The organism is Micromonospora inositola (assembly GCF_900090285.1).
Taxonomy (GTDB): Bacteria; Actinomycetota; Actinomycetes; order Mycobacteriales; family Micromonosporaceae; genus Micromonospora; species Micromonospora inositola.
This window is the reverse complement of sequence record NZ_LT607754.1, coordinates 297,088-319,238: the sequence shown is the minus strand read 5'-3', so window position 1 is coordinate 319,238 and position 22,151 is coordinate 297,088. Positions and strand designations below refer to the sequence as shown.

Below are 22,151 nucleotides of genomic sequence, written 5' to 3'. Positions count from 1 at the left end.
GTAGGTAACCAGCGACCAACGGCCGCCATGCGTTACGTTGCTCCCCCATTGGGGTAGTAGGCGGGGACGGTCGGCGAGGTTTCGTCGGCCGTCGTGGACGTTGGCCGGAGCGGGAGGCTGCATGAGCTCGGCCGAGGGGGGCGAGGGCGGGCGACGTTCGTCCTCGGGGACCGGCGAGGCGGAGCTGCCACCGCTGCTGACCGCGGCCTTCGCCGCGGGTGGCGAGATGGGTGAGCGGCTGCGCGCCTTCGACTGGTCCACCAGCCCGCTGGGCGTCCCGGCGGACTGGCCCGCCGCACTCCGCCACGCCGTCAGCATGATGCTCTCCTCCCGCGCCCAGATCGTCATGTTCTGGGACGACGAGCACCGCGCCTTCTACAACGACGCCTACCGGCCGACCATCGGGGCGAAGCATCCGGCCGTGATCGGGCAGCCGGCCCGCGTCCACTGGGCGGAGACCTGGGCGGTGCTCGGGCCGCTGCTGGACGGTGTACGTCGCACCGGCGAGCCGTACCGGGGCGAGAACCATCCCTTCGTCATCGACCGGCACGGCTTCCTCGAGGATGTCTACTTCGACGTCTCCTACGACCCGATCCGGGACGCCGACGGCACGGTCGACGGCGTCTTCTGCTTCGTCAACGAGACCACCGGCCGGGTGCTCGGCGAGCGCCGGCTGCGGGGCCTGGCCGAGCTGGGCTCCCAGCTCGCCGACGTGCGGAGCACCCGGGAACTGGGCCAGGTCGCGGCCCGGGTCCTCGACGGATACCGGGCGGACGTGCCGTTCAGCCTGCTCTGGCTGTACGACGCCGAGGGCCGCCCGACGCTGGCCGGCTGCTCCGGCGTCGACCCCGGCCAGGTCGTCGGCGGGCCGCCGGAGCCACCGGTCGCCGCCGCGGACGCGCCGGAGAAGGCCCGACCGGTGCCGGTCGGCGACCTGCTCGGCGGGCTGCCACCGGACGCCGCCGAGCACGCCCTGGTGCTGCCGATCACCGCGACCAACGAGCCGGCCGGGGTGCTGGTGCTCGGGCTCGCCCGCCGGCTGCCGCTCACCGATGAGTACCGCGACTTCACCGATCTGGTCGCGGCGCAGATCTCCCGCGCGGTCGGCAACCAGCGGGCGTACGAGCAGGAACGCGCGCGGGCCGCGGAGCTGGCCGCGCTGGACCGCGCCAAGACCAACTTCTTCGCCAACGTCAGCCACGAGTTCCGGACCCCGCTGACGCTGGTCCTGGGGCCGCTGGAGGACCTGCTCGCCGACCCCGGCCTGCCCGCGGCTTACACCGAGCGGCTGACCATGATGCACCGCAACGCGCTGCGCTTGCTCAAGCTGGTCAACACCGTGCTGGACTTCTCCCGGCTGGAGTCCGGCCGGCTGGCCGCCCGGTACCAGCCCACCGACCTCGCCGACTACACCTCCCGGCTGGCCAGCACCTTCCGCTCCGCGATCGAGCGGGCCGGGCTCCGCCTGGTGGTGGACTGCCCGCCGCTGCCCGCGCCGGTCCACGTCGACCGGGACATGTGGGAGAAGATCGTCCTCAACCTGGTCTCGAACGCGGTCAAGTTCACCTTCGACGGCGAGATCCGGGTCCGGGTACGGGCGGTCGACGGCGCCGCCCGGGTGGAGGTCATCGACACCGGGGTCGGCATCGCGCCGGCGGAGCTGCCGCACGTCTTCGAGCGGTTCCACCGGGTGCCGGGCGTCCGGTCGCGCACCCACGAGGGCACCGGGATCGGGCTGGCGCTGGTCCGCGAACTGGTCGAGATGCACGGCGGCACGGTCGAGGTGCGCAGCCGGGTCGACGAGGGGAGCAGCTTCACCGTGACCGTCCCGTTCGGGCACGGGCACCTGCCCGCCGACCGGGTGGCCACCCTCGCCCCGGTGCCGCTGACCGAGCCGGAACAGGCCCGGCGCTACGTCGCCGAGACCGCCCTCTGGATCGACCAGGTCGAGCCGCCCGCCGGCCTGCCGGAACCGGCCGACGCGCCGGCCGGTGGCGGTCGGATCCTGCTCGCCGACGACAACGCGGACCTGCGCGAACACGTCACCCGGCTGCTCGCCCACTCCTACGAGGTGGTGGCCGTGCCGGACGGTGTGGAGGCGCTCCGGCTCGCCGTCGACGCCCCGTTCGACCTGGTGCTGACCGACGTGATGATGCCGCGGCTGGACGGCTTCGGGCTGGTCACCGCGCTGCGGGCGAACCCGCTCACCCGGCACGTGCCGATCGTGCTGCTCTCCGCCCGGGCCGGCTCGGCCGAGGCGGTCGCCGGGCTCTCGGTCGGCGCCGACGACTACCTCACCAAGCCCTTCTCCAGCCAGGAGCTGATCGCCCGGGTCCGGGCCAACGTCGAGCTGGGCCAGCTGCGCGGCCAGATCATCCGGCGGCTGCGCGCCCTGGCCGACGCGGCCGTGGCGATCAACAACGCCCGCTCCACGGCCGACGTGGTGCGGGTCGCCGCCCGGCACGCGCTCAGCCTGACCGAGGCCGCCCGGGTCGTGGTCACCGCCACCGGGGCCCGCTATGAGGCGGACGGCGGCGGCGAGGCCGCCGCCGAGCCGTCGGCGGTGCTGCCGCTCAGCGGCACCACCGGCGAGCAGCTCGGGGAGCTGCGGGTCTGGCGGCGCGAGCACGACCGCACCGAGGAGGCGGCGCTGACCCAGCTGGCCCGCCTGGTCGGCGTACGGCTGGAGAACGCCCAGCTCTACGAGGCCGAGCACCGGATCGCCACCACCCTCCAGCACAGCCTGCTGCCGCGTACGCTGCCGCAGCTGCCCGGCGCCGTGGTGGCCAGCCGGTATCTGCCGGGCAGCGCCGACGTCGAGGTCGGCGGCGACTGGTACGACGTGATCGGCGCCGCCGGCGACGAGCTGGTGCTGGTGATCGGCGACGTGGTGGGCAAGGGCGTCCGGGCCGCCGCCGCGATGGGCCAGCTGCGCAACGCGCTGCGGGCGTACGTCCTGGAGGGCTTCGACCCGGGCCAGGCGTTGACCCGGCTGAACCGGCTGGTCGGCTCCACCGAGGGCGGCTCCTTCGCCACCGTGGTCTGTCTCTGTTTCTCCCCGCGCACCGGCCGGCTGCGGTACGCCAGCGCGGGTCACCCGTCCCCCCTGCTGATCCGCGGAGACGACGTGGCGTTCCTGCACGATCGGGCCCTGGGACCGCCGATCGGGGCGATCCCGGAGGTGGCGTACCCGTCCGTCGAGGGTGAGCTCGCCCCCGGCGGTCGCCTGCTGCTCTACACCGACGGCCTGATCGAGGACCGGCAGCTCGCCATCGACGCCGCGCTGGACCAGCTCCGCCTGGACGCCGCCACCCGGGGCGAGCACGTGGCCGACCTGGTCGACGCGGTGGTCGGGCGGGTCGCCGGGCGGCCCCGGCACGACGACGTGGCCGTGCTGGCCCTGGAAGCGGCCGAGCTGAACCGGTTCGCGCTGCGGCTGCCGGCCGACCCGACCCGGCTCAGCGCGCTGCGGAAGCGGCTGGAGGACTTCCTCATCGCCCACCAGGTGGGCGAGGACGACCTGTTCGACCTCACCGTGGCGATCTCCGAGGCCGCCGCGAACGCCATCGAGCACCCGGTGTCGCCGGCCGAGCCGGTGATCTGGGTGGAGGTCATGATCGAGGACCGGACGGTGATCGCCACTGTCCGCGACAGCGGGCTGTGGCGGGAGTCCGCCGGCTCGGGCTTCCGGGGTCGGGGCCTCGCGCTGATCAAGGCGCTCGGCGACCTGACGCTGCGGCGTACCGCCGAGGGCACCGAGGTGACGCTGCGCCGGCAGCTGCGCGACTGAGCCGGACCGGCCGGTGGCGTGGGCTGCCGGGTGGTCGGTGGCGCGGGATGAAGGGCTGGTCGGCGGCGTGGGCTCAGGCCGGCTGGAGCCACTCCTGCTCGCCGAGCCCGGAGATCTCCAGCACCCGGCGGACCTGCCGGGACGGCAGCACGGTCAACGTGCCGGGGCAGCGCTGGGCGAGCCGGACCAGGGCGTGGATGGCCGCCGAGTCGAAGAAGGTGACCGCGCGGAGATCGAGCGTGACGTGCCCGGCCGGCTCACGGAGGGCGGTCTGCAGCATGGTGTCGGCGGTGGCCATGTCGACCTCGCCGGTCACCAGCACACGGAGCTGATCACCGTCGACCTCCGCCGTGGCGGAGAAGACGGGAGGTGTGCCCCCTTGATCCACGCAGCCACAATGGCACAGCCGGCCGGCTGCGGCAACAACCCACGCGAGCAGGCCGTGGGCGGGGTCACCCCGACCCGCGGCGATAGGCTGTCCGCATGACCGTCCGTGCGCCGCTGACCCCAGGCACGCTCTCCCCGTGGCGACCGGTGCCTGCCCACATCACCCGACCGGAGTACGTGGGCAAGAAGCGCCCGCGGGAGTGGCGCGGCTCGCACGTGCAGACGCCGGAGACCATCGAGAAGATGCGTGTTGCCGGCCGGCTCGCCGCCCAGGCCACCCAGCTCGCCGGGGAGCACTGCAAGCCGGGCGTGACCACCGACGAGATCGACCGGGTGGTGCACGAGTTCCTGGTCGACCACGGCGCCTACCCGTCGACGCTGGGCTACAAGGGCTTCCCGAAGTCCTGCTGCACCAGCCTCAACGAGGTGATCTGCCACGGCATCCCCGACTCCACCGTGCTCGCCGACGGCGACATCATCAACGTCGACGTCACCGCGTACATCGGTGGGGTGCACGGGGACACCGACGCCACGTTCTGCGTGGGCGAGGTGAGCGAGGAGGCGCGGCAGCTGGTCGAGCGGACCCACACGGCGATGATGCGGGGCATCAAGGCGGTCGCCCCGGGCCGGCAGATCAACGTGATCGGCCGGGTCATCGAGTCGTACGCCAAGCGGTTCGGCTACGGCGTGGTCCGCGACTTCACCGGCCACGGCATCGGCGAGACGTTCCACAGCGGCCTCTACGTGCCGCACTACGACAGCCCCCGGCCGACCGACATCATGGAGCCGGGGATGACCTTCACCATCGAGCCGATGATCACCGTCGGCACGTACCAGTACGACATGTGGGACGACGGCTGGACGGTGGTCACCAAGGACCGGAAGTGGACCGCCCAGTTCGAGCACACCATCGTCGTGACCGACGACGGCTACGAGATCCTCACCCTGCCGTGACCGAGACCCCGGCGGCGCTGCGCGAGGCGCACCACGCGGACGTGTCCGGCGGCTGGCTGCGGCCGGCCGTCTTCGGCGCGATGGACGGCCTGGTCACCAACATCGCGCTCATCGCGGGCGTCGGCGGCGGTGGCGTCTCGCCGCGCAGCATCGTGCTGACCGGCGCCGCCGGACTGGTCGCCGGCGCCATCTCGATGGGCCTGGGGGAGTACACCAGCGTCCGCTCGGCCAACGAGCAGGTCGCCGCCGAGGTGGCCAAGGAGCGGCGCGAGCTGGAACGGCACCCGGAGGCGGAGGCCCGCGAGCTGGCCGAGGCGTGGGTGGCCCGCGGCCTGCCCCGGGACCTGGCCATGCAGGTCGCCGACGCGGTCCGCCGCAACCCGGAGGAGGCGCTGCGGGTGCACGTCCGGGAGGAGTTGGGCGTCGACCCCGACGAGCAGCCCAGCCCCTGGGCCGCCGCGATCTCGTCGTTCCTCTGCTTCTCCGTCGGGGCCCTGGTCCCGCTGCTGACCTACCTGCTCGGCTTCACCAGCCTCTGGCTGGCGCTCGGCGTGGGCGGGGTGGGGCTCTTCGTGGCCGGGGCGGTCGTCGCCCGGTTCACCAACCGCCCCTGGTGGACCAGCGGCCTGCGCCAGCTCCTGCTCGGCGCCGCCGCCGCCGCCGCGACGTACCTGGTCGGCGCACTGATCGGCATCCAGGGCGGGATCGGCTGACCCGCCCCTGGCCGCGCGCGGTCAGCCGTCGAGCAGGTCGTCGACGGTGCCGTCGACCGGGCGGCCGCGGGCGGCCAGCTCCTCGGCCTGGCGCGCCAGCACCGCGGCGACCTCGGTCATGTCCGCCCCGGCCAGCCCGGTACGCCGGACCGCGTCCCCCGGGTCTCGGAAGTAGGTGCGGCTGAGCAGCCCGTCCACCGTGGCCGCCGCCAGCCGTGCCTCGCCGAGCATCAGCAGCGCCTGGTCGGTCTCGTACCACTCGGCGAGCCGGGCGGCGCGGGCGTGCGCGGCGCTGCCCCGGTACCACGCCTGCCGGGCGGCGGCGCTGAACTCGGCCGGTCTGGCCCGGGCCAGCCGGGCCAGGTGCTCATCGCGCAGGGCGCGCAGCCACCCGGTCGGGTCGTGCAGCGCCCGGGTGGTGACGTACCGGTCGGCGGTCAGCGGCCAGAGCGCGGAGACGGTGCGGGCCTGCCGCAGGTAGTCGTCGGCCCCGGCGACGGTCAGGTCGACCAGCACCCCGGCCACCCGCCGGGTGGCCGGCGCCGGACCGTTGCCCGGCCGGTAGGTGGCCAGCAGCAGCCCGACCTCGCCGTCCCCGCCGCCGTCGTCGTCGCCGTGGGCCAGCGGGCCGTGCACCGCGACGGCGAGGATGTCGGCCGGGAACCGGCGCAGCGCCGCGGCGGTCACCCGCTCGGCGACCCGCCACCGTGGATCGTCCAGGTGCGGGTCGGTCCCCAGCTTCATGCCGCTGGTATCCACCGGTCACCTCCGTCCACGCCGGGACCGACGGCCCGGGGCGTCGCCGGCCGGCCGCCGCTTCGCGCCAGCCGTCCGCGCTCACCACCCTAGTGCGGTGTCCACTAACGTTCACCGGGTTTGCGGTGGGTGTTGTGGATCCTCGCCGTGTGGGCGAGCGACTCCCCACCGGGTGGTGGGGCGGGCCTCCGCGGGCCAACTGATCCTCGCGCCGCCCGGGGTGGGCGGCGGGGGTCACGTCGGGACCTTCCGGCACCGGGCAGGTGCCGGCCGGCTCGACGGTGCGTGACCACCTCCGGCAGCACGACGGCTGCCGGGGTGGTGGATCCGCTACCCGGGATACGGGTGGCGATGCTGGCGGCCGCGACGAGGTCGCGGTGACCGGAGAACGCGCAGTGCGGGCAGGACAGGGTTCGCCCACGAGGTTTCGGCACCCGCTGGTGGCAGGCGGGACAGGTGGAGGACGTGCCCCGCTCATCGACCAGCCGGACGGTGATGCCGGCCAGGGTGGCCTTGTCGGTGAGGACCTGCAGAAGCCGGCCGATCTGCCACTGCCGTAGCCGCAGGTTGTGCCGCCGCCCAGCAGGAATGTCGAGCACGCCGCGGGGGTCGCCGACGTGCAGGACACCGACCCGCTGCCGCACCGCCCACGAGACGACCGTGCGGGCGGCTTCGTGCTGGGCCTGACGCACCCGCCGCCGGTGCCTACCCTGCACCAGGCGGGCCCGACGGCGGTACTGCCGCCACCGGCGTGACCCCTTCTGACCCGGCTTCGGCGCCCGCCGGGCCACGGCACGGCGGCGGCCCTTGGTGTCGGCCAGGTGCATGCGGTGTTCGGCGCGGATCGCCCGCCCCGACACCAGCAGCCCTTCGCCGTCGGGGCCGGCCACGGCGTAGGGGTGGATGATCCCCAGGTCCACCCCGGCGACCCGGCCCGGATCCGGTTGTTCACCGGGCGGGTATACCGCCACCGGCACCTCGGCGGTCACGTCGAGGAACAGCCGGCCGCCTTCACGCAGCAGGGTGATCGAGCGGACCTGCTCGGCCGGGTACGGCACCTCCCTGGCCAGGCGCACCCACAACGGCGCACTGCCTTTGGCGGTCGGGATCCGGACCCGCCGGCCGTCGAGGGTGAACGTGCCGTGATACCAGCGCACCGGCACCAACCCCCGCCGCCGACGGGGGAAACGCGCCGACGGCTCACCGGCTGTGCGGCGTTTCGCCGCCGCGAACCACGCGTCGGAGAACCGGCGCAACACCGACCGGGCACCCGTGGAGTCCAGTTCGGCGAACGTGCCCGGCCCCGACGCGGACAGCTCCCGACACAACTGCTGATAACCGACCAGCGGCGCGTCGCCGCGGCGGCGGCGCCACGCGTTGACTTCCAGCACGCACGCCCATACGTCACCGGCGGAGCGGAGCAGGCCAAAACACCGCCGCCGTTGGCCGGCTGTCGCCCGCACAGCGATACGGGCCGTGCGATGCACGACCCGCGTAGCGCCAGGATCTCGACGACGAGGCACAACCCAAGCCAACACCACCCCTACGACACTTTCCCCACCGGCGACCAACCCGGCCAACGTTTGTGGACACGGCACTAGCCACGCCCGTCCGCCATGCCGGCGTGGCGCGCCCGGAAGTCAGGACGGGTCGGCGCCGACCCGTTCCGCGCCGACCGGGACCAGCCGGAAGATCCGGATCTCCCGGCCGCCGGCCCGCTCCACGTACGTCCGGTACGCGGGCCACTCCGTGAGCAGCAGCTGCCACAGCCGTTCCCGCTCCGCGTCGGTGGCCACCTCTGCGCGCACCGGGACGCGGCGCCCCTCGACGTCCACCTCGGCGGCCGGCTGGGCCAGCAGGTTCATCGCCCAGCCGGGCTGGTGCCGCTGCCCCCAGTTCGACCCGATCACCACGTACGCGTCGCCGTCCGGCACGTACAGCAGCGGGTTGCTGCGGGGTTGGCCGGAGCGGCGGCCGGTGGTGGTGATGACCAGGGAGGGCACCAGGCCGAGCGCGACCACCCGGCCCCTGGTGAGTCGGCCGACCAGCCGGTCGGCGGGAACGAGCAGGCGCATGGTGGCGCCGAACCACTTGTGGTGGCCGAGTCGGCGCGTGAGGGTTCCCAGGACGGACACCGGCCCAGTCTGCCTGCTCAGCCGCCGCGGCGGCACCCACCGAGCAGGTTGGTCCACATCGGAGCCGATCAGTCCAGCCGGCGCTCCACGGGCAGCCGGGACCGGGTCACCAGCCCCGCCCCGAGCATCGCCAGCAGCGGGACCGCCACCAGCACGCCGAGGGTCAACCAGGGCACCACCACCGGGTACGGCGTCTCGACCGGCCAGGCCGTGGCGTACCGGCGGTTCACTGAGGAGAGGATGATCACCGCCGAACCGAGGCCGGCGACGATGCCCAGCGCCGAACCGAGCACCGCGATCACGCCGGCCTGGCAGAGCGAGAGCACCCGGCGTACCCGGGGGCTGGCGCCCACCGCGGCCAGGGTGGACAGGTCCCGGCGGCCCTCGGCGGCGGCGAGGCCGGTGGCCACCCCGGCGGCGCCCAGGGTGATCACGCCGGAGCCGATCGCCAGCAGGAGCAGCAGCGGCCGCCGGTCCGCGTCCGGCTCGCCCTGCTCCACCTGCACCTGCATCGGGGCGAGCCGCGGCAGGTCGGCGGCGAGCCGTTGCTGCTGCGCCGCCGTCGGCGGCCCGGTGGTGTCCACCACGTAGCCGAGCTGCTCGCCCACCAGGCCGATCCGGGCCGCCGCCGCGGCGGAGAGGAAGAGCCGGTCGACCGGGACGCCCGCGCGCAGCGCGTACCCGGGCAGGGTGGCGGTGACGGTGGACGGCGCATCCTGCCCGTCGGCGGTCCGGCTGGCGGCGACGGTCACCCACCCGTCGACCACCTGCCGCGGGTCGGTCACCACCACCCCGCCGGCCCGGAGCACCCGCGTCGCGGCGGCCACCTCGGCGGCCGGTGCGCCGGTGAGCGCGGGCAGCGCCGAGCCGTCGTCCACGGACGCCGGCAGGTAGAGGCCGTCCGGGCTGCGCGACGGCCGGGCGCAGCGCGGGTCGGCGAGGGCCCGCCGGCGGCCGTCGGCGGTCGGGTACCCGGTCAGCTCGTACGGGCACTCCCGGTCGGGCGGGACCACCGCCACCGCGAGGCAGTAGTCGTCCGGGGACGTCGGCGCGGCGCAGGCGGGCAGATCGAGCCGGGCCACCGTGCCGTCGGGCAGGACGGCCCGGACCCGCTCGGCGACCTGCGCCGCCGGGGGCAGTTCGGCGCCGGAGGCGTCCGACCGGAGCAGCAGCACGTTGCCGGGTGGGATGCTGGGCTGCCAGTCCGCCCGGGCGCGGGCTTCGTCGCTGGCCACGTAGACGCCGAGGGCGACGCTGCCGGCGACCGCGGCCATCACGGCGGAGATGGCCGGCGCGGCGGAGGCGCGGTTGCGGCTCGCGTCGCGCAGCGCGAGCCGCGGCGCCAGCGGCAGCAGCCGGCCGGCCCCGGCGAGCAGCCCGATCAGCGTCGGGGTGCCGAAGACCAGGCCCAGCTCGCCGAGGATCAGGCCGGCCAGGATCACCGTCGGGGTGGTCCGGGCCGCGCCGAGCGCGGCGACGGCGGCGCCGCCGAGGGTGAGCAGCACCCCGATGACCAGCCAGCGCCGGCGGTGCCGGGGCGGGCTCCGCCGTCCGGCCAACCCGGCCACCACGTCCTCGCGGGCGGCGGCCCAGGCCGGAGCCAGCGCGGCGAGCACCCCGGCCAGCACCGCGACCGCGGCGATCGCGGCCAGCGCGGCCGGGAAGATGCGGTACCCGCCGGACCGGGCGGCGGTGACGTACTGCTCGACCAGCGGCCGGCCGGCGAACGCCGCGGCGGTGCCGAGCAGCAGCCCGACCGCGGCCCCGCCCGCGCCGAGCACCACCCCGTCGGCCAGCACCACCCGCCGCAGGTGCACGTGGTCCCCGCCGGCCACCGCGACCAGCGCGAGGTCCCGGCGCCGCCGCCGTACGCCGACCGCGAAGGCCGGCCCGACCAGCAGCACCACCTCCAGCAGCCCGAGGCCGCCGACCAGCACCGCGTCGCCGGCCTCCGCCGCGTCCGGCACCGACGTGACGTCGGCGGCGTCGTCCCGGCCGGGGACGGCGGTGCGGGCACGCACCGTCACGCCGCGCGCGTTCAGCCGGTCGACCAGCGCCGGGTCCAGCCGGCCGGGCACGTCCACCAGCCAGCTCTCGTCGGGCGGGGTGACCGGCCCGGCCGGCGCCTCCGGCGGCAACGTGACCACCTCGCGCAGGTTGTCCGGGAACTCCACCACCCCGACCACCCGGTACGGTCCGCCGCCGTCCGCGGTGCGGACCGTGCCGTTGAGCGGTACCTCCAGGCGGCGCATGGCCGCCGGGCTGACCGCGATCTCGGTGGGCGCGGCCGGCGGCCGGCCGGCGCGCAGCCTGGCCAGCGGCCGGGCGACGGGATCGGTCAGGTCCACGCTCCGCGCGTCGAACGACACGTTCCGGCCGTCGAGCCGTACCTCGAACGGCACCCACCAGCGGACCCGGCTGACCCGGCTACCGGGGGGCAGCAGCGCGGTGATCTCGGCGGCGGTCACCGGGCGGGTACGCGGCACCGTCTCGCCCTGGGCCGGCCAGGAGCTCTCCCCCCAGGCGTCCTGGACCAGCGCGTTCTCGGCCGACCAGCGCAGCTCCGCGTCGGCGCCCCCGAGCCGCCGGTCCACCTTCTCCGCCCGGGTCAGCTGCGCCATGTCCCAGCTCACCGCGGTGAAGCTGAGCGCCAGCACGGGCAGCGTGATCATCGCCAGCACCAGCGCGGTACGACCGCGTGCCCGCCGCGCCTCCCGCCGCGCGATGCGCAGCGCGACCAGCCACGAGCCGACCGCCCCGGCGAGCCGGCCCCGACTCACCGCCCGCTGCCGGTCAGCAGCTGCTCGACGCCGATCAGCGGCGCCGTCGAGTCGACCAGGACCCCGTCCCGGAGGAAGACCACCCGGTCCGCCCAGCCGGCGTGCCGCGCCTCGTGGGTGACCAGTACCCCCGCCGCGCCGGCGTCCACCCGGCGGCGCAGCAGGTGCAGCACCGCCTCCCCGGCCTGCGAGTCGAGCGCCCCGGTCGGCTCGTCGGCGAGCACCAGCCGGCGATCGCCCACCAGGGCGCGGGCGATCGCCACCCGCTGCTGCTGACCGCCGGACATCTGGTCCGGGAAGCGGCCGCCCAGCCCGGTCAGGTCCACCTCGGCCAGCGCGGCTAGGGCCAGCCTCCGGGCCTGCCGGACGCCCGTCCCGTCGAGTTCCAGCGGCAGCGCGACGTTCTCCGCCGCGGTGAGGCTGCCGAGCAGGTTGAGATCCTGGAAGACGTAGCCGATCCGCCGTCGCCGCAGCCGGGCCAGCTCCCGGCGGTCCAGCGCGCCGAGCGCCGCCCCCTCGACCAGCACCTCGCCGGCGGTGGGGCGGTCCAGCCCGCCGGCGAGCGCCAGCAGGGTCGACTTCCCGGAGCCGGAGGGGCCCATCACGGCGACCAACTCGCCGGGGCGGACCGTGAGGCCGACCCCGCGCAGCGCGTGCACGGTGGCTTCGCCGGCGCCGTGTGTCCGGTGCACGTCCCGCAGCTCCAGCACGGCCCCATCGCTCACCGGACCAGCTCCGCTCGCGACTGCGGGGCTCGCAGGCCCGGCTCGCTCCTCGCGCTCACGGTGCTGTTCTTCGTTCGCGACTGCGGGGCTCGCAGGCCCGGCTCGCTCCTCGCGCTCACCGGTGGACCTCCTGGTCGGTGCGGTCCACCGCCCTGGCGTCGGGCGCGGCGGGCCGGGACGGCGCGGGGCGGTAGCGGACCAGGCTCGTCTCGCAGTGGTCGAGCCAGCGGATCTCCGCCTCGGCCTGGAAGACCATCGCGTCCAGCACCAGCCGCCACGGGAGGTCCTCCGGCTTGTCGCTCGCGTACTTCAGCCGGGTCAACTCCTGCAACGCCCGCATGGTCGCGCTCCGCTGGGTCTGCACCACCGCGCGGACGTCCACTCCCGGGGTGGTCAGCGCCAGGGCCAGCTTGATCGCCAGCTCGTCCCGGGGTCGGTCGGTGCGACTGATCGGGGTGGCGAACCACAGCGCCAGGTCCGCCCGTCCGGCGTCGGTGATCTCGTACGGCCGCTGCCCGCCCTCGTGCTCCGGCAGCGAACGGACCAGGCCGTCCCGCTCCAGCCGGGAGAGGGTGGTGTAGACCTGCCCGATGTTCAGCGGCCAGGTCGAGCCGGTCGACTCCTCGAAGGCGGCGCGCAGCTGGTAGCCGTACATCTGGCCGCGTTCGAGCAGGGCGAGCAGCCCGTGACGGATGGACATGGAAACGGAGTATGCATACCTGGTATGCGACCCGCAACCGGAGCGCCCGCGCCGTGAGCTGGGACGTCGCCGGGCGCCGCTCAGACCGGGCGGCCGGGGAAGGGAACGGTGAGCGGGGTCACCCCGGCCGTACGCCGCCACCGGGTGGCGCGCAGCGCGCAGTCGGTCAGCGCGGCCAGGGCGCGGTTCCGGTCGGCGCCGGTGGTGTGCGGCAGGGCGGCCCGCCAGAACCCGGCGGTCCGCTCCTCCACCTCGATGGCCAGCTTGAGCGCGCTCGCCCGGTCGGTCACCGGATACGGCAGGGCGTACCCGGCCCGGTCGGCGGGGACCTGACCGCCGCCGGAGCTGAGCTGGAGGATCAGGGCGTCGCGGCGGGCCCGGTGGCCCGCCTCGGCGGCGCGGGCGGCGGTCCGGGCGGCGTCGGCGAGGCGTACGCCGATCACGCCGTACGCCCAGATCGCCGCGTACTCGGCGGTGAGGGCGGCGGCGAGGGCCTCGGCGGGCCCGGCGGGTGCGGTACGCGGGATCACTTCAGCGCCTCCAGGTGGGTCGCCCGGGCGGCGGCGATGGAGCCGAGCAGCGCGGCCCGCTCGGCCGGCGCTGCCGCGCACGCCTTCGCGGCGTTGTCCCGCCCGGCCCGCTCGGCCTCGCGCAGCCCGGCCAGGGGGTCGGCGGGGTCGGCGGGGTCCGCGGCGCCGGACGCGCCCGGCGTGCCGCTCGGCGCGCCGGACGGTGCCGGGCGGCCGATCACCCGGCGCAGCTCGTCGGCGTGGGCCTGGTGGGCGTCGGCGATCGGGCTGAGCCGGTCGGCCAGGCCCGGGTCCGCGGCGATCGCGGCCCGGTGCCGGGCGGACAGCGCGGCGGACTCGGCCGCGAGCGGCTCGAGCGGATCGGGCGGCGGCGGCTTGTCGTCGTCCCGGTCGAAAAGATCACAGCCGGTCAGCGGTACGGCCGCGCCGCCGACCACCACCAGCGCGCCGGCGCGCAGCACCTTTCGCCGGGAATATCCCGATGCACTGTCGCGCTGTGTCGTTCTGCCCGTCGCCACCCGACAAGTCAACACCATCCGTGGCCGGCCGTGGGCCACTGGCGTCGGTGCGCCGCCGGGTCCGCCACCCGCCCCGCGCGTTACGCTCTGCGCAGCCACCGGGCGCGATCGCCCCGGTGGCGTGCCGGCATGGCGGGCCGACCCGGCCCGGAGCGCGATCAGGAGAAGGGGCGCCAGATGACGCAGCGTGGCCGTGCCACCAGGCCGACCGGGCCGTCCGGGCGACCCCGGCGGGCCGACGGACCCCGTGGCGGGGACCGGGCCGGTGCACCGCGCGGCGGTGACCTCGGCGCCCGGCGCGCGCGGCTGCGCGAGGTGATCGAGCCGGTGGTCGAGGGCGCCAGCTACGACCTGGAGGACCTCTCCGTCTCCCGGGCCGGCCGTCGGCACGTCGTACGCGTGATCGTGGACGCCGACGGCGGGATCAACCTGGACGCCGTCGCGGACGTCTCCCGCGCGGTCTCCGCGGCGCTGGACGCCGCGGAGGAGGCCGGCGGCGACATCGTGGCGGGGGAGTACCAGCTCGAGGTCAGCTCGCCGGGCGTGGACCGCCCGCTCACCCTGCCCCGGCACTGGCGGCGCAACGTCGGCCGGCTGGTCAAGGTGACCGTGCGCGGCGCGACGGCGCTGCCCGAGCAGCGGGCCGCCGGGGACCGGCAGGTCACCGGCCGGGTGGTCGAGGCCGACGACGAGCGCGTGGTGCTGGAGACGGACGCCGGCCGCGCGGAGCACCGCTACGCCGAGCTGGGACCCGGTCGGGTCCAGGTCGAGTTCACCCGCCTCGACGAGATCGACGAGGCGGACGATTTCGACGACGCGGACGAAGCGGACGAAGCCGGCGAAGCCGGCGAAACTGACGACATCGACGACGAAGATGATGTGGAGGACGAGGAGAGGTGAACATCGACCTCGCGGCGCTGCGCGCACTCGAGCGCGAGCGGGAGATCCCGTTCGACACGATCCTCGCGGCGATCGAGACCGCGTTGCTGACCGCCTACCGGCACACCGACGGCGCCGAGCCGCACGCCCGGGTGGAGATCGACCGCAAGTCGGGGGCCGCCCTGGTCTACGCCCAGGAGCTGGACGACGACGGCACCGTGGTGCGGGAGTGGGACGACACCCCGCACGACTTCGGCCGGATCGCCGCCATGACGGCCAAGCAGGTGATCCTCCAGCGGCTGCGGGAGGCCACCGACGAGGTGCACTTCGGCGAGTACGTCGGCCGCGACGGTGACCTGGTCACCGGCGTGGTGCAGGCGCACGAGGCGCGCGCCGAGAAGGGCATCGTCAGCGTCGACCTGGGCAAGCTGGAGGGCGTCCTGCCCCAGTCCGAGCAGGTCCCCGGCGAGCGGTACACGCACGGCGAGCGGATCCGCTGCGTCGTGGTGCACGTGGCGAAGGGAATGCGCGGTCCGCAGATCACGTTGTCCCGTTCGCACCCGGCACTGGTGAAGAAGCTCTTCGCGCTGGAGGTGCCGGAGATCGCCGACGGCACCGTCGAGATCGGCGCGATCGCCCGTGAGGCGGGTCACCGTACGAAGATCGCGGTGCGCTCCACCACCCCGGGCGTGAACCCCAAGGGCGCCTGTATCGGCCCGATGGGGCAGCGGGTCCGGGCGGTGATGAGCGAGCTGCACGGTGAGAAGATCGACATCATCGACTGGTCGGACGACCCGGCCACCTTCGTCGGGAACGCGCTCTCCCCGGCCAAGGCGCTGCGGGTCGAGGTGGTCGACCTGGCCAGCCGGACGGCCCGGGTGACCGTGCCGGACTTCCAGCTCTCCCTGGCGATCGGCCGGGAGGGGCAGAATGCCCGGCTTGCCGCCCGACTGACCGGTTGGCGGATCGACATCCGCTCCGACGCGGAGCAGACCGAAACGGCCGGCCGGGGCGCAGCTGATCACGTGCCGGAGGCGGGCGACGCGATCTCGAGCAGCTAGGGGTAGACTTTCTCCAGTGGTACGACGCGCGCTGCCGGAGCGCACCTGTGTGGGCTGCCGGAGACGCGCGCCGGCCAGCGAACTGCTGCGGATCGTCGCGGTCGGCGACGAGGCTGGTCACAGCCTCCGGCCCGATCCGGCCCGCAGACTGCCGGGTCGGGGGGCGAACATGCACCCGGATCCGGCCTGCTTCGCGCAGGCGGTGCGCCGCCGCGCCTTCGGGCGGGCACTGCGCATCACCGGGGTCGTCGATCACGGTGAGCTGGCGGAGCATGTTGACGCGCCAACCACTACGTCCGGTCAGCCCGACCGGGCGAGGGTCGCTAGCAAGGTAGGACGACCGACATGAGCACACGATGAAGTCCCTGAAATGACCAGGCTTCAAGTGCACGAGTGAGGTCGCTGCGGGTACTGCCCGCACGACCTCGGAGTGAGGAGTGCAGTGGCAGGTAAGGCCCGCGTACACGAGCTTGCTAAGGAGCTCGGGGTCGAGAGCAAGACAGTGCTCGCCAAGCTGAAGGAAATGGGCGAGTTCGTCAAGTCCGCGTCCAGCACCGTCGAGGCGCCCGTCGCCCGACGGCTGCGTGGCGCATTCGTCGCGTCCGCCGGTGGCCCCTCGGCGCCGGCCGCCCCGCCGGCGGCCGCGGCCGCTCCGGCGACGACCCCGACGCCGTCCCCGACCCCGGGTGCCCCCCGGGTCTCGGCCAGGCCGATGCCGCCCCGGCGGCCGGCCGCGCCGACCCCTGGACCGAAGCCCAAGGGCCCGGTCCCCGGCCCGCCGCAGCCGGCGACCCCGGTCGCCAAGCCGGCGAGCGCGCACGACATCGAAGTTGCGGCCGCCGAGGTGCGCGCCGCTGCCCTCAAGGCTGAGCAGGAGGCCGCGGTCAAGGCCGCGCAGGCCGCCCGCCAGCAGCAGCGGGAGAACGTCCGCCGGGAGCCTCCGGCCGAGGGCGGTCCCCGTCCGGGTCCGGCTCCGCGTCCGGGTCCGAACGCGGTGCCGCCGCGTCCGACCCCGGCCGCCGGTCGTCCCGGTGGCCCGACCCCGGGCCCGGGTGCCCGGCCGGGCGGTCGTCCGCCGGCGCGCGGCGCCGGTAACAACCCGTTCGGTATTCAGGGTGGCCAGCAGCAGCGGCCCCCGGCTGCCGGCGGTCCCCGGCCGAGCCCGGCCGGCATGCCGCCGCGGCCCAGCCCGGCGTCCATGCCGCCGCGGCCCAGCCCGGCGTCCATGCCGAGCCAGCGGCCCACCACGGGTCGCCCCGGCGGCGGCCCCGGTGGCGGTCGTGGTGGCCCCGGTGGCGGCGCAGGTCGTCCCGGTGGCGGCGGCGGTGGCGGTGGCTTCCGTGGCGGTCCCGGTGGCGGCGGCGGTGGCGGTGGCTTCCGTGGCGGTCCCGGTGGCGGCGGCGGTGGCGGTGGCTACCGCGGTGGCCCCGGTGCCGGCGGCGGTGCTCCCGGCGGCGGTTTCCGTCCGGGTGCCCCGGCCGGTGGCGGCGGTCGCCCCGGTGGCGGTGGTCGTGGCCGTGGCGGTGGCGCCGCGGGTGCCTTCGGGCGTCCGGGTGGTCGGCCGACCCGCGGTCGCAAGTCCAAGAAGCAGCGCAGACAGGAGTTCGACAACCTGTCGGCTCCGACCATGAGCTCGGGTGCCCCCCGGGGTCAGGGTCAGGTCGTCAGGCTCTCCCGTGGCGCCTCGCTGTCGGACTTCGCCGACAAGATCAACGCCAACCCGGGTTCGCTGGTCCAGGAGATGTTCAACCTGGGCGAGATGGTCACCGCGACCCAGTCCTGCTCTGACGAGACCCTGCTGCTGCTGGGTGAGCACCTCGGTTTCGACGTGCAGATCGTCAGCCCGGAGGACGAGGACCGCGAGCTGCTCGCGCAGTTCAACATCGACCTCGACGCCGTGGTCGCCGAGGAGCGCCTGGTCAGCCGTGCGCCGGTCGTGACCGTCATGGGTCACGTCGACCACGGTAAGACCAAGCTGCTCGACGCGATCCGCAAGGCGAACGTCGTGGCCGGCGAGGCGGGTGGCATCACCCAGCACATCGGCGCGTACCAGGTCCACGTCCCGCACGAGGGCGAGGACCGCGCGGTGACCTTCATCGACACCCCGGGTCACGAGGCGTTCACCGCCATGCGTGCCCGTGGTGCCCAGGTGACGGACATCGTGGTGCTGGTGGTCGCGGCCGACGACGGCGTGATGCCGCAGACGATCGAGGCGCTCAACCACGCCAAGGCGGCGGACGTGCCGATCGTGGTCGCGGTCAACAAGGTCGACAAGCCGGAGGCCAACCCGGACAAGGTCCGCCAGCAGCTGACCGAGTACGGGCTGGTCGCCGAGGAGTACGGCGGCGACACCATGTTCGTCAACGTGGCGGCGAAGCCGGGCATCGGCATCGACGAGCTGCTCGAGGCGGTCCTGCTGACCGCCGACGCGTCGCTGGAGCTGACCGCTCCGATCGACGGGCCGGCGCAGGGTGTGGCGATCGAGGCGCACCTGGACAAGGGCCGCGGTGCGGTGGCGACGGTGCTGGTGCAGAAGGGCACCCTGCGGGCCGGCGACTCGATCGTCGCCGGTGGGGCGCACGGCCGGGTTCGGGCGATGCTCGACGAGAACGGCAACCAGGTCGCCGAGGCGGGTCCCGCCCGTCCGGTCCTGGTGCTCGGTCTGACCGCGGTGCCGGGTGCGGGTGACACCTTCCTGGCGGCCGAGGACGACCGCACGGTGCGCCAGATCGCCGAGCAGCGGCAGGCGCGGCGGCGGGCGGCGTCATTCGCCAACTCCCGTGGCCGGGCGACTCTCGAGACGCTCATGGAGCAGCTCAAGGAGGGCGAGAAGACCTCGCTCAACCTGGTGCTCAAGGGCGACGTCTCCGGTTCCGTGGAGGCGCTCGAGGACGCGCTGTTCAACCTCGACATCCCGGAGGAGGTCCAGCTCAGGATCATCCACCGGGGCGTGGGTGCGATCACCGAGAGCGACGTCATGCTCGCGAGCGCCTCGTCCGAGGCGGTCACGATCATCGGCTTCAACGTGCGGGCCGCCAACAAGGTCCGCGAGATCGCCGACCGCGAGGGCGTGGAGATCCGGTACTACACCGTCATCTACCAGGCCATCGAGGAGATCGACGCCGCGCTCAAGGGGCTGCTCAAGCCGGAGTACGAGGAGGTCGAGCTGGGCTCCGCGGAGGTCCGCGACGTCTTCCGCTCGTCCAAGGTCGGCAACATCTCCGGCTGTATCGTCCGGTCCGGCGTCATCCGCCGCAACGCCAAGGCGCGGCTGCTGCGGGACGGGGCGGTCGTGGCGGACAACCTCACGGTCAGTTCGCTCAAGCGGTTCAAGGACGACGCGACGGAGGTCCGCGAGGGCTTCGAGTGTGGTCTGACCCTGGCCGGTTTCAACAACGTCCAGGTCGGCGACATCATCGAGACCTTCGAGATGCGGGAGAAGCCGCGCGCCTGATCCGACGGTGACACAGTGATCAAGGGGTTTACGCCGAAAGGCGTAAACCCCTTGATCACGTCTGGGGGTGACCGTAATGTCCGGGGCGATGTTCACCGGAACCGCGGTCTTCGACCTGCTGCTGCCGGGCGACTCCCGGTCGCTCAAGGCGAAAAGATCATATGTACGGCCGATCGTGGCGGCGCTGCGCCGCTTCGAGGTGTCGGCCGCCGAGGTGGGGGCGCTCGACCTGCACGGTCGGGCCCAGATCGGGGTGGCCGTGGTGGCCGCCGAGGCGGCCCACGTCCGTGAGGTGCTCGACTCGTGCGAGCACCTGGTGGCCGACCGCCCCGAGGCCGAACTGCTGTCGGTGCGCCGCCGACTGTACGGCGACGAGGACTGACGCCGGGACGGCCGTCGGCCCCGACGCGGGCCGGATCCGGGGTGGCCGTCGCCACCGGCGGCCCGCCGCGACGGTCACGATCGCGCGGGTAGTGTTCGAGATGTCGGGCGGTCGGGCCCGGCAGCGCCCCGCGCCGCCGTTCCCGGCCGGAAGCAGGATGCCCTGGAGGTGGGGGAGATGACGGATCCGGCCAAGGTACGCCGGCACGCGGAGCGCATCCGTGAACTGGTCGCGTCGGTGGTGCGGAGCCAGATCAAGGACCCCCGGCTCGGGATGATCACCATCACCGACGCCCGGATCACCGCCGACCTGCGCGACGCCACGGTGTTCTACACGGTGCTCGGCGACGCGGCGGCCCAGTCCAGCACCGCCGCCGCGCTGGAGAGCGCCAAGGGCATGCTGCGCAGCACCGTCGGCAAGGCCCTCGGGCTGCGGCACTCGCCGACCCTGACCTTCGTCCTGGACGACGTGCAGGACCAGGTCAAGCACATCGACGACCTGCTCGCCGCGGCCCGCAACGCCGACGCCGAGGTGCAGCGGCTGGCCGCGAGCGCGAAGTACGCCGGCGAGGCCCAGCCGTACCGCCTCGAGGACGAGGTCGAGGACGCCGCCGCCGAGACCGGGGTTGCCGGGACCGAGGGCGAGCCGCGCGGCGGCGACCGCCCGTGACCGACGCCGCCGCGGGCGCCCCCGAGGCGCCCACCGGGGCCGAGTGGGCGGCTGCGGTCGCCGCGGTACGCCAACTCCCCGCTGACGCGCGGGTGCTGCTGATCTGCCACGTCAACCCGGACGGGGACGCGCTGGGCAGCATGCTCGGCTTCGGGCTGGGGCTGCGCCGGCTGGGCGTACGGCAGCTCCAGGCGACCTTCCCCGGGCCCCCGGAGGTGCCGGAGCCGTTCCGCTGGCTGCCCGGGCTCCACCTGCTGGTGCCGCAGGACGCCGCTTACCCGGACCCGGACCTGGTCATCTGCTTCGACGCGGCGAGCGAGTCGCGGCTGGGTGACCTGCTGGACCGGCTCGGGTCGGCGGGCACGTCGCTGGTGCTCGACCACCACGCCTCCAACACCCGCTTCGGCGACATCAACCTGGTCGACGCGCACGCGGCGGCGACCTCGGTGGTCGCCGAGGGGCTGCTGGACCGGCTCGGGGTGCCGCTGGACGCGGACATCGCCGCCTGCCTCTATGTCGCGCTGAGCACGGACACCGGCTCTTTCCGGTTCGAGGCGACCACCCCGGCGGTGCACGAGATGGCGGCCCGGCTGCTGGCCACCGGCATCCGACCGGGGGACATCTCCCGGCGGATCTTCGACACCCGCCCGTTCGGCGCCGTCCGGCTCTTCGGCGAGGTGCTCGGCCGGGCCCGCCTGGAGCCGGGCGCGGCCGGCGGCCGCGGCCTGGTCTGGACGTACGCGACCCTGGACGACCTGGCCCGGCACGACCAGCCGCCGTACGTGCTGGAGGCGCTGATCGACTCGGTGCGCTGCACGGCCGAGGCGGACGTGAGCTGCGTGGTCAAGCAGACGGTGTCGGGGGAGTGGGCGGTGTCGCTGCGGAGCAAGGGCGCGGTGGACGTGAGCCGGGTCGCGGTGGCGCTGGGCGGCGGCGGTCACCGGTTCGCCGCCGGGTTCACCGGTCGGGGCAGCGTCGACGAGGTGGTCGACCGGATCCGCGCCGAGCTCGACGGGGCGCTGCTCGCGGCCTGAGATCAGGGTCGACTCCGGGGTGTGGCGGTCTTCCCGCGTTCCGTGACGGTGGGCACAATCGGGTGATGGATCACCCCCGAGAGCTCACCGCCGAGGCGCCCCGAGCCTGGGACCGTCCGGCCGTCTCCGTACCGATGCTGATCTGCCTCTCCCTGGTCGGTGGGCAACTGCCGTCCTTCTCCGCGCAGGCCAACCTCTACACCCTGGGCACCGGCGGGGCGCTGATCTGGCTCGGGCTGGGCAACCGGGTGCCCCGGCGGCCCGCTCCCCGCCGGCTGACCCCGGGCGCGGTCTGGTGGCTGCTGCCGGTGACCGTCTTCGGGGTCCTCGAGGGGGCGACCTTCGTGCTGGCGGTGGGTGACGACTTCCCCACCTTCTCCCGGCTGGCGGATCCGCTGCTGGAGGACCACCTGGTCCGGTCCACGGCCTGGTTCGCCTGGCTGGCCGCGTTCTGGGGACTGGTCCGGCGATGATGCGGGCACTGGCGATCGGTGGCTTCCTGACCGCGGTGCTGCTCTTCGCGGCGGTGGAGTGGGCGTCCCGGCGGGCGGGTTCCCGCGTCCCGTCGCTCGGCGACGTCTGCGCGTTCGTGATGCGGTACGAGGTCGGCCCGGTGCCGGTGGGGCGGATCGGCCTGTTCGGCTTCTGGTGGTGGCTGGGTTGGCACTTTCTCGCCCGGTGACC

21 protein-coding genes are annotated in these 22,151 nt (G+C 74.7%); 12 read left to right on the top strand and 9 right to left on the bottom strand.

Annotated elements, in window-relative coordinates:
* The first annotated feature begins 121 nt into the window (after positions 1-121).
* Positions 122-3,790 (top strand): SpoIIE family protein phosphatase, encoded by a 3,669-nt coding sequence (locus tag GA0070613_RS01455; protein WP_089010618.1) that lies wholly within the window; start codon positions 122-124, stop codon positions 3,788-3,790.
* Positions 3,791-3,863: 73 nt separating this feature from the next.
* On the opposite strand, the gene GA0070613_RS01450 is transcribed toward GA0070613_RS01455, so the two are convergent.
* Positions 3,864-4,178 (bottom strand): STAS domain-containing protein, encoded by a 315-nt coding sequence (locus GA0070613_RS01450; protein WP_172875737.1) that lies wholly within the window; start codon positions 4,176-4,178, stop codon positions 3,864-3,866.
* Between the two features lie 95 nt (positions 4,179-4,273).
* Between GA0070613_RS01450 and map the strand changes: the two genes are divergently transcribed.
* Together map and GA0070613_RS01440 are read left to right on the top strand one after the other, a co-directional pair.
* On the top strand, positions 4,274-5,131 hold the full coding sequence (gene map / locus GA0070613_RS01445; RefSeq protein ID WP_089010616.1) for a type I methionyl aminopeptidase: 858 nt from the start codon (positions 4,274-4,276) through the stop codon (positions 5,129-5,131).
* On the top strand, positions 5,128-5,844 hold the full coding sequence (locus GA0070613_RS01440; RefSeq protein WP_089010615.1) for a VIT1/CCC1 transporter family protein: 717 nt from the start codon (positions 5,128-5,130) through the stop codon (positions 5,842-5,844). The genes map and GA0070613_RS01440 overlap by 4 nt, the downstream gene beginning before the upstream one ends.
* 21 nt (positions 5,845-5,865) lie before the next feature.
* Here GA0070613_RS01440 and GA0070613_RS01435 read toward each other — a convergent pair whose 3' ends face one another.
* From GA0070613_RS01435 to GA0070613_RS01400, 8 genes are all read right to left on the bottom strand, one after another.
* Positions 5,866-6,588, bottom strand: coding sequence for a hypothetical protein (locus GA0070613_RS01435; protein ID WP_089010614.1), 723 nt, complete (start codon positions 6,586-6,588; stop codon positions 5,866-5,868).
* A 116-nt stretch (positions 6,589-6,704) separates the two neighbouring features.
* Complete coding sequence (locus GA0070613_RS01430; protein ID WP_231929623.1) at positions 6,705-8,063, bottom strand: RNA-guided endonuclease InsQ/TnpB family protein; 1,359 nt, start codon at positions 8,061-8,063, stop codon at positions 6,705-6,707.
* A gap of 177 nt (positions 8,064-8,240) precedes the next feature.
* Positions 8,241-8,735, bottom strand: a complete 495-nt coding sequence (locus GA0070613_RS01425; protein ID WP_089010612.1) for a nitroreductase family deazaflavin-dependent oxidoreductase — start codon at positions 8,733-8,735, stop codon at positions 8,241-8,243.
* A 68-nt stretch (positions 8,736-8,803) separates the two neighbouring features.
* Positions 8,804-11,515 carry an FtsX-like permease family protein gene (locus GA0070613_RS01420; RefSeq protein ID WP_089010611.1) on the bottom strand — a complete coding sequence of 904 codons (2,712 nt, stop codon included), beginning with the start codon at positions 11,513-11,515 and terminating at the stop codon, positions 8,804-8,806.
* The gene (locus GA0070613_RS01415; protein ID WP_089010610.1) at positions 11,512-12,240 is read right to left on the bottom strand and encodes an ABC transporter ATP-binding protein; all 729 of its coding nucleotides are present in this window, start codon (positions 12,238-12,240) and stop codon (positions 11,512-11,514) included. The genes GA0070613_RS01420 and GA0070613_RS01415 overlap by 4 nt, the downstream gene beginning before the upstream one ends.
* Before the next feature lie 115 nt (positions 12,241-12,355).
* Positions 12,356-12,940, bottom strand: a complete 585-nt coding sequence (locus tag GA0070613_RS01410) for a PadR family transcriptional regulator (RefSeq protein WP_089010609.1) — start codon at positions 12,938-12,940, stop codon at positions 12,356-12,358.
* A gap of 80 nt (positions 12,941-13,020) precedes the next feature.
* Positions 13,021-13,470: a ferritin-like domain-containing protein gene (locus GA0070613_RS01405; protein WP_089010608.1), complete on the bottom strand. Its 450-nt coding sequence runs from the start codon at positions 13,468-13,470 to the stop codon at positions 13,021-13,023.
* On the bottom strand, positions 13,467-13,931 hold the full coding sequence (locus tag GA0070613_RS01400; RefSeq protein WP_172875735.1) for a hypothetical protein: 465 nt from the start codon (positions 13,929-13,931) through the stop codon (positions 13,467-13,469). Before GA0070613_RS01400 ends, GA0070613_RS01405 begins: the two co-directional genes overlap by 4 nt.
* A gap of 234 nt (positions 13,932-14,165) precedes the next feature.
* Here GA0070613_RS01400 and rimP point away from each other — a divergent pair, with 234 nt between their 5' ends.
* The 9 genes from rimP (at position 14,166) to GA0070613_RS01355 (ending at position 22,149) form a co-directional block, all read left to right on the top strand.
* Positions 14,166-14,888 (top strand): ribosome maturation factor RimP, encoded by a 723-nt coding sequence (rimP, locus tag GA0070613_RS01395; RefSeq protein ID WP_089010607.1) that lies wholly within the window; start codon positions 14,166-14,168, stop codon positions 14,886-14,888.
* Complete coding sequence (nusA, locus tag GA0070613_RS01390) at positions 14,885-15,928, top strand: transcription termination factor NusA (protein WP_089010606.1); 1,044 nt, start codon at positions 14,885-14,887, stop codon at positions 15,926-15,928. The genes rimP and nusA overlap by 4 nt, the downstream gene beginning before the upstream one ends.
* 16 nt (positions 15,929-15,944) lie before the next feature.
* Positions 15,945-16,277, top strand: coding sequence for a YlxR family protein (locus GA0070613_RS01385; protein WP_089010605.1), 333 nt, complete (start codon positions 15,945-15,947; stop codon positions 16,275-16,277).
* A 93-nt stretch (positions 16,278-16,370) separates the two neighbouring features.
* A complete protein-coding gene (gene infB, locus GA0070613_RS01380; RefSeq protein WP_089010604.1) occupies positions 16,371-19,382 on the top strand; it encodes a translation initiation factor IF-2 in 3,012 nt (1,003 codons plus the stop codon).
* Positions 19,383-19,470: 88 nt separating this feature from the next.
* On the top strand, positions 19,471-19,764 hold the full coding sequence (locus GA0070613_RS01375) for a DUF503 domain-containing protein (protein WP_089010603.1): 294 nt from the start codon (positions 19,471-19,473) through the stop codon (positions 19,762-19,764).
* A gap of 177 nt (positions 19,765-19,941) precedes the next feature.
* Positions 19,942-20,433 carry a 30S ribosome-binding factor RbfA gene (gene rbfA / locus GA0070613_RS01370; RefSeq protein ID WP_089010602.1) on the top strand — a complete coding sequence of 164 codons (492 nt, stop codon included), beginning with the start codon at positions 19,942-19,944 and terminating at the stop codon, positions 20,431-20,433.
* A complete protein-coding gene (locus GA0070613_RS01365) occupies positions 20,430-21,467 on the top strand; it encodes a DHH family phosphoesterase (protein WP_089010601.1) in 1,038 nt (345 codons plus the stop codon). Before rbfA ends, GA0070613_RS01365 begins: the two co-directional genes overlap by 4 nt.
* Before the next feature lie 65 nt (positions 21,468-21,532).
* Positions 21,533-21,940 carry a hypothetical protein gene (locus GA0070613_RS01360; protein ID WP_089010600.1) on the top strand — a complete coding sequence of 136 codons (408 nt, stop codon included), beginning with the start codon at positions 21,533-21,535 and terminating at the stop codon, positions 21,938-21,940.
* Positions 21,940-22,149: a DUF6186 family protein gene (locus GA0070613_RS01355; RefSeq protein ID WP_172875946.1), complete on the top strand. Its 210-nt coding sequence runs from the start codon at positions 21,940-21,942 to the stop codon at positions 22,147-22,149. Before GA0070613_RS01360 ends, GA0070613_RS01355 begins: the two co-directional genes overlap by 1 nt.
* Positions 22,150-22,151 lie beyond the last annotated feature (2 nt).

Coding starts and splice junctions, on each gene's coding strand:
- GA0070613_RS01455 (WP_089010618.1), top strand. CDS start 122: ATGAGCTCGGCCGAGGGGGGCGAGGGCGGGCGACGTTCGTCCTCGGGG.
- rbfA (WP_089010602.1), top strand. CDS start 19,942: ATGACGGATCCGGCCAAGGTACGCCGGCACGCGGAGCGCATCCGTGAA.
- GA0070613_RS01360 (WP_089010600.1), top strand. CDS start 21,533: ATGGATCACCCCCGAGAGCTCACCGCCGAGGCGCCCCGAGCCTGGGAC.
- map (WP_089010616.1), top strand. CDS start 4,274: ATGACCGTCCGTGCGCCGCTGACCCCAGGCACGCTCTCCCCGTGGCGA.
- GA0070613_RS01375 (WP_089010603.1), top strand. CDS start 19,471: ATGTTCACCGGAACCGCGGTCTTCGACCTGCTGCTGCCGGGCGACTCC.
- rimP (WP_089010607.1), top strand. CDS start 14,166: ATGACGCAGCGTGGCCGTGCCACCAGGCCGACCGGGCCGTCCGGGCGA.
- GA0070613_RS01410 (WP_089010609.1), bottom strand. CDS start 12,940: ATGTCCATCCGTCACGGGCTGCTCGCCCTGCTCGAACGCGGCCAGATG.
- GA0070613_RS01355 (WP_172875946.1), top strand. CDS start 21,940: ATGCGGGCACTGGCGATCGGTGGCTTCCTGACCGCGGTGCTGCTCTTC.
- GA0070613_RS01435 (WP_089010614.1), bottom strand. CDS start 6,588: ATGAAGCTGGGGACCGACCCGCACCTGGACGATCCACGGTGGCGGGTC.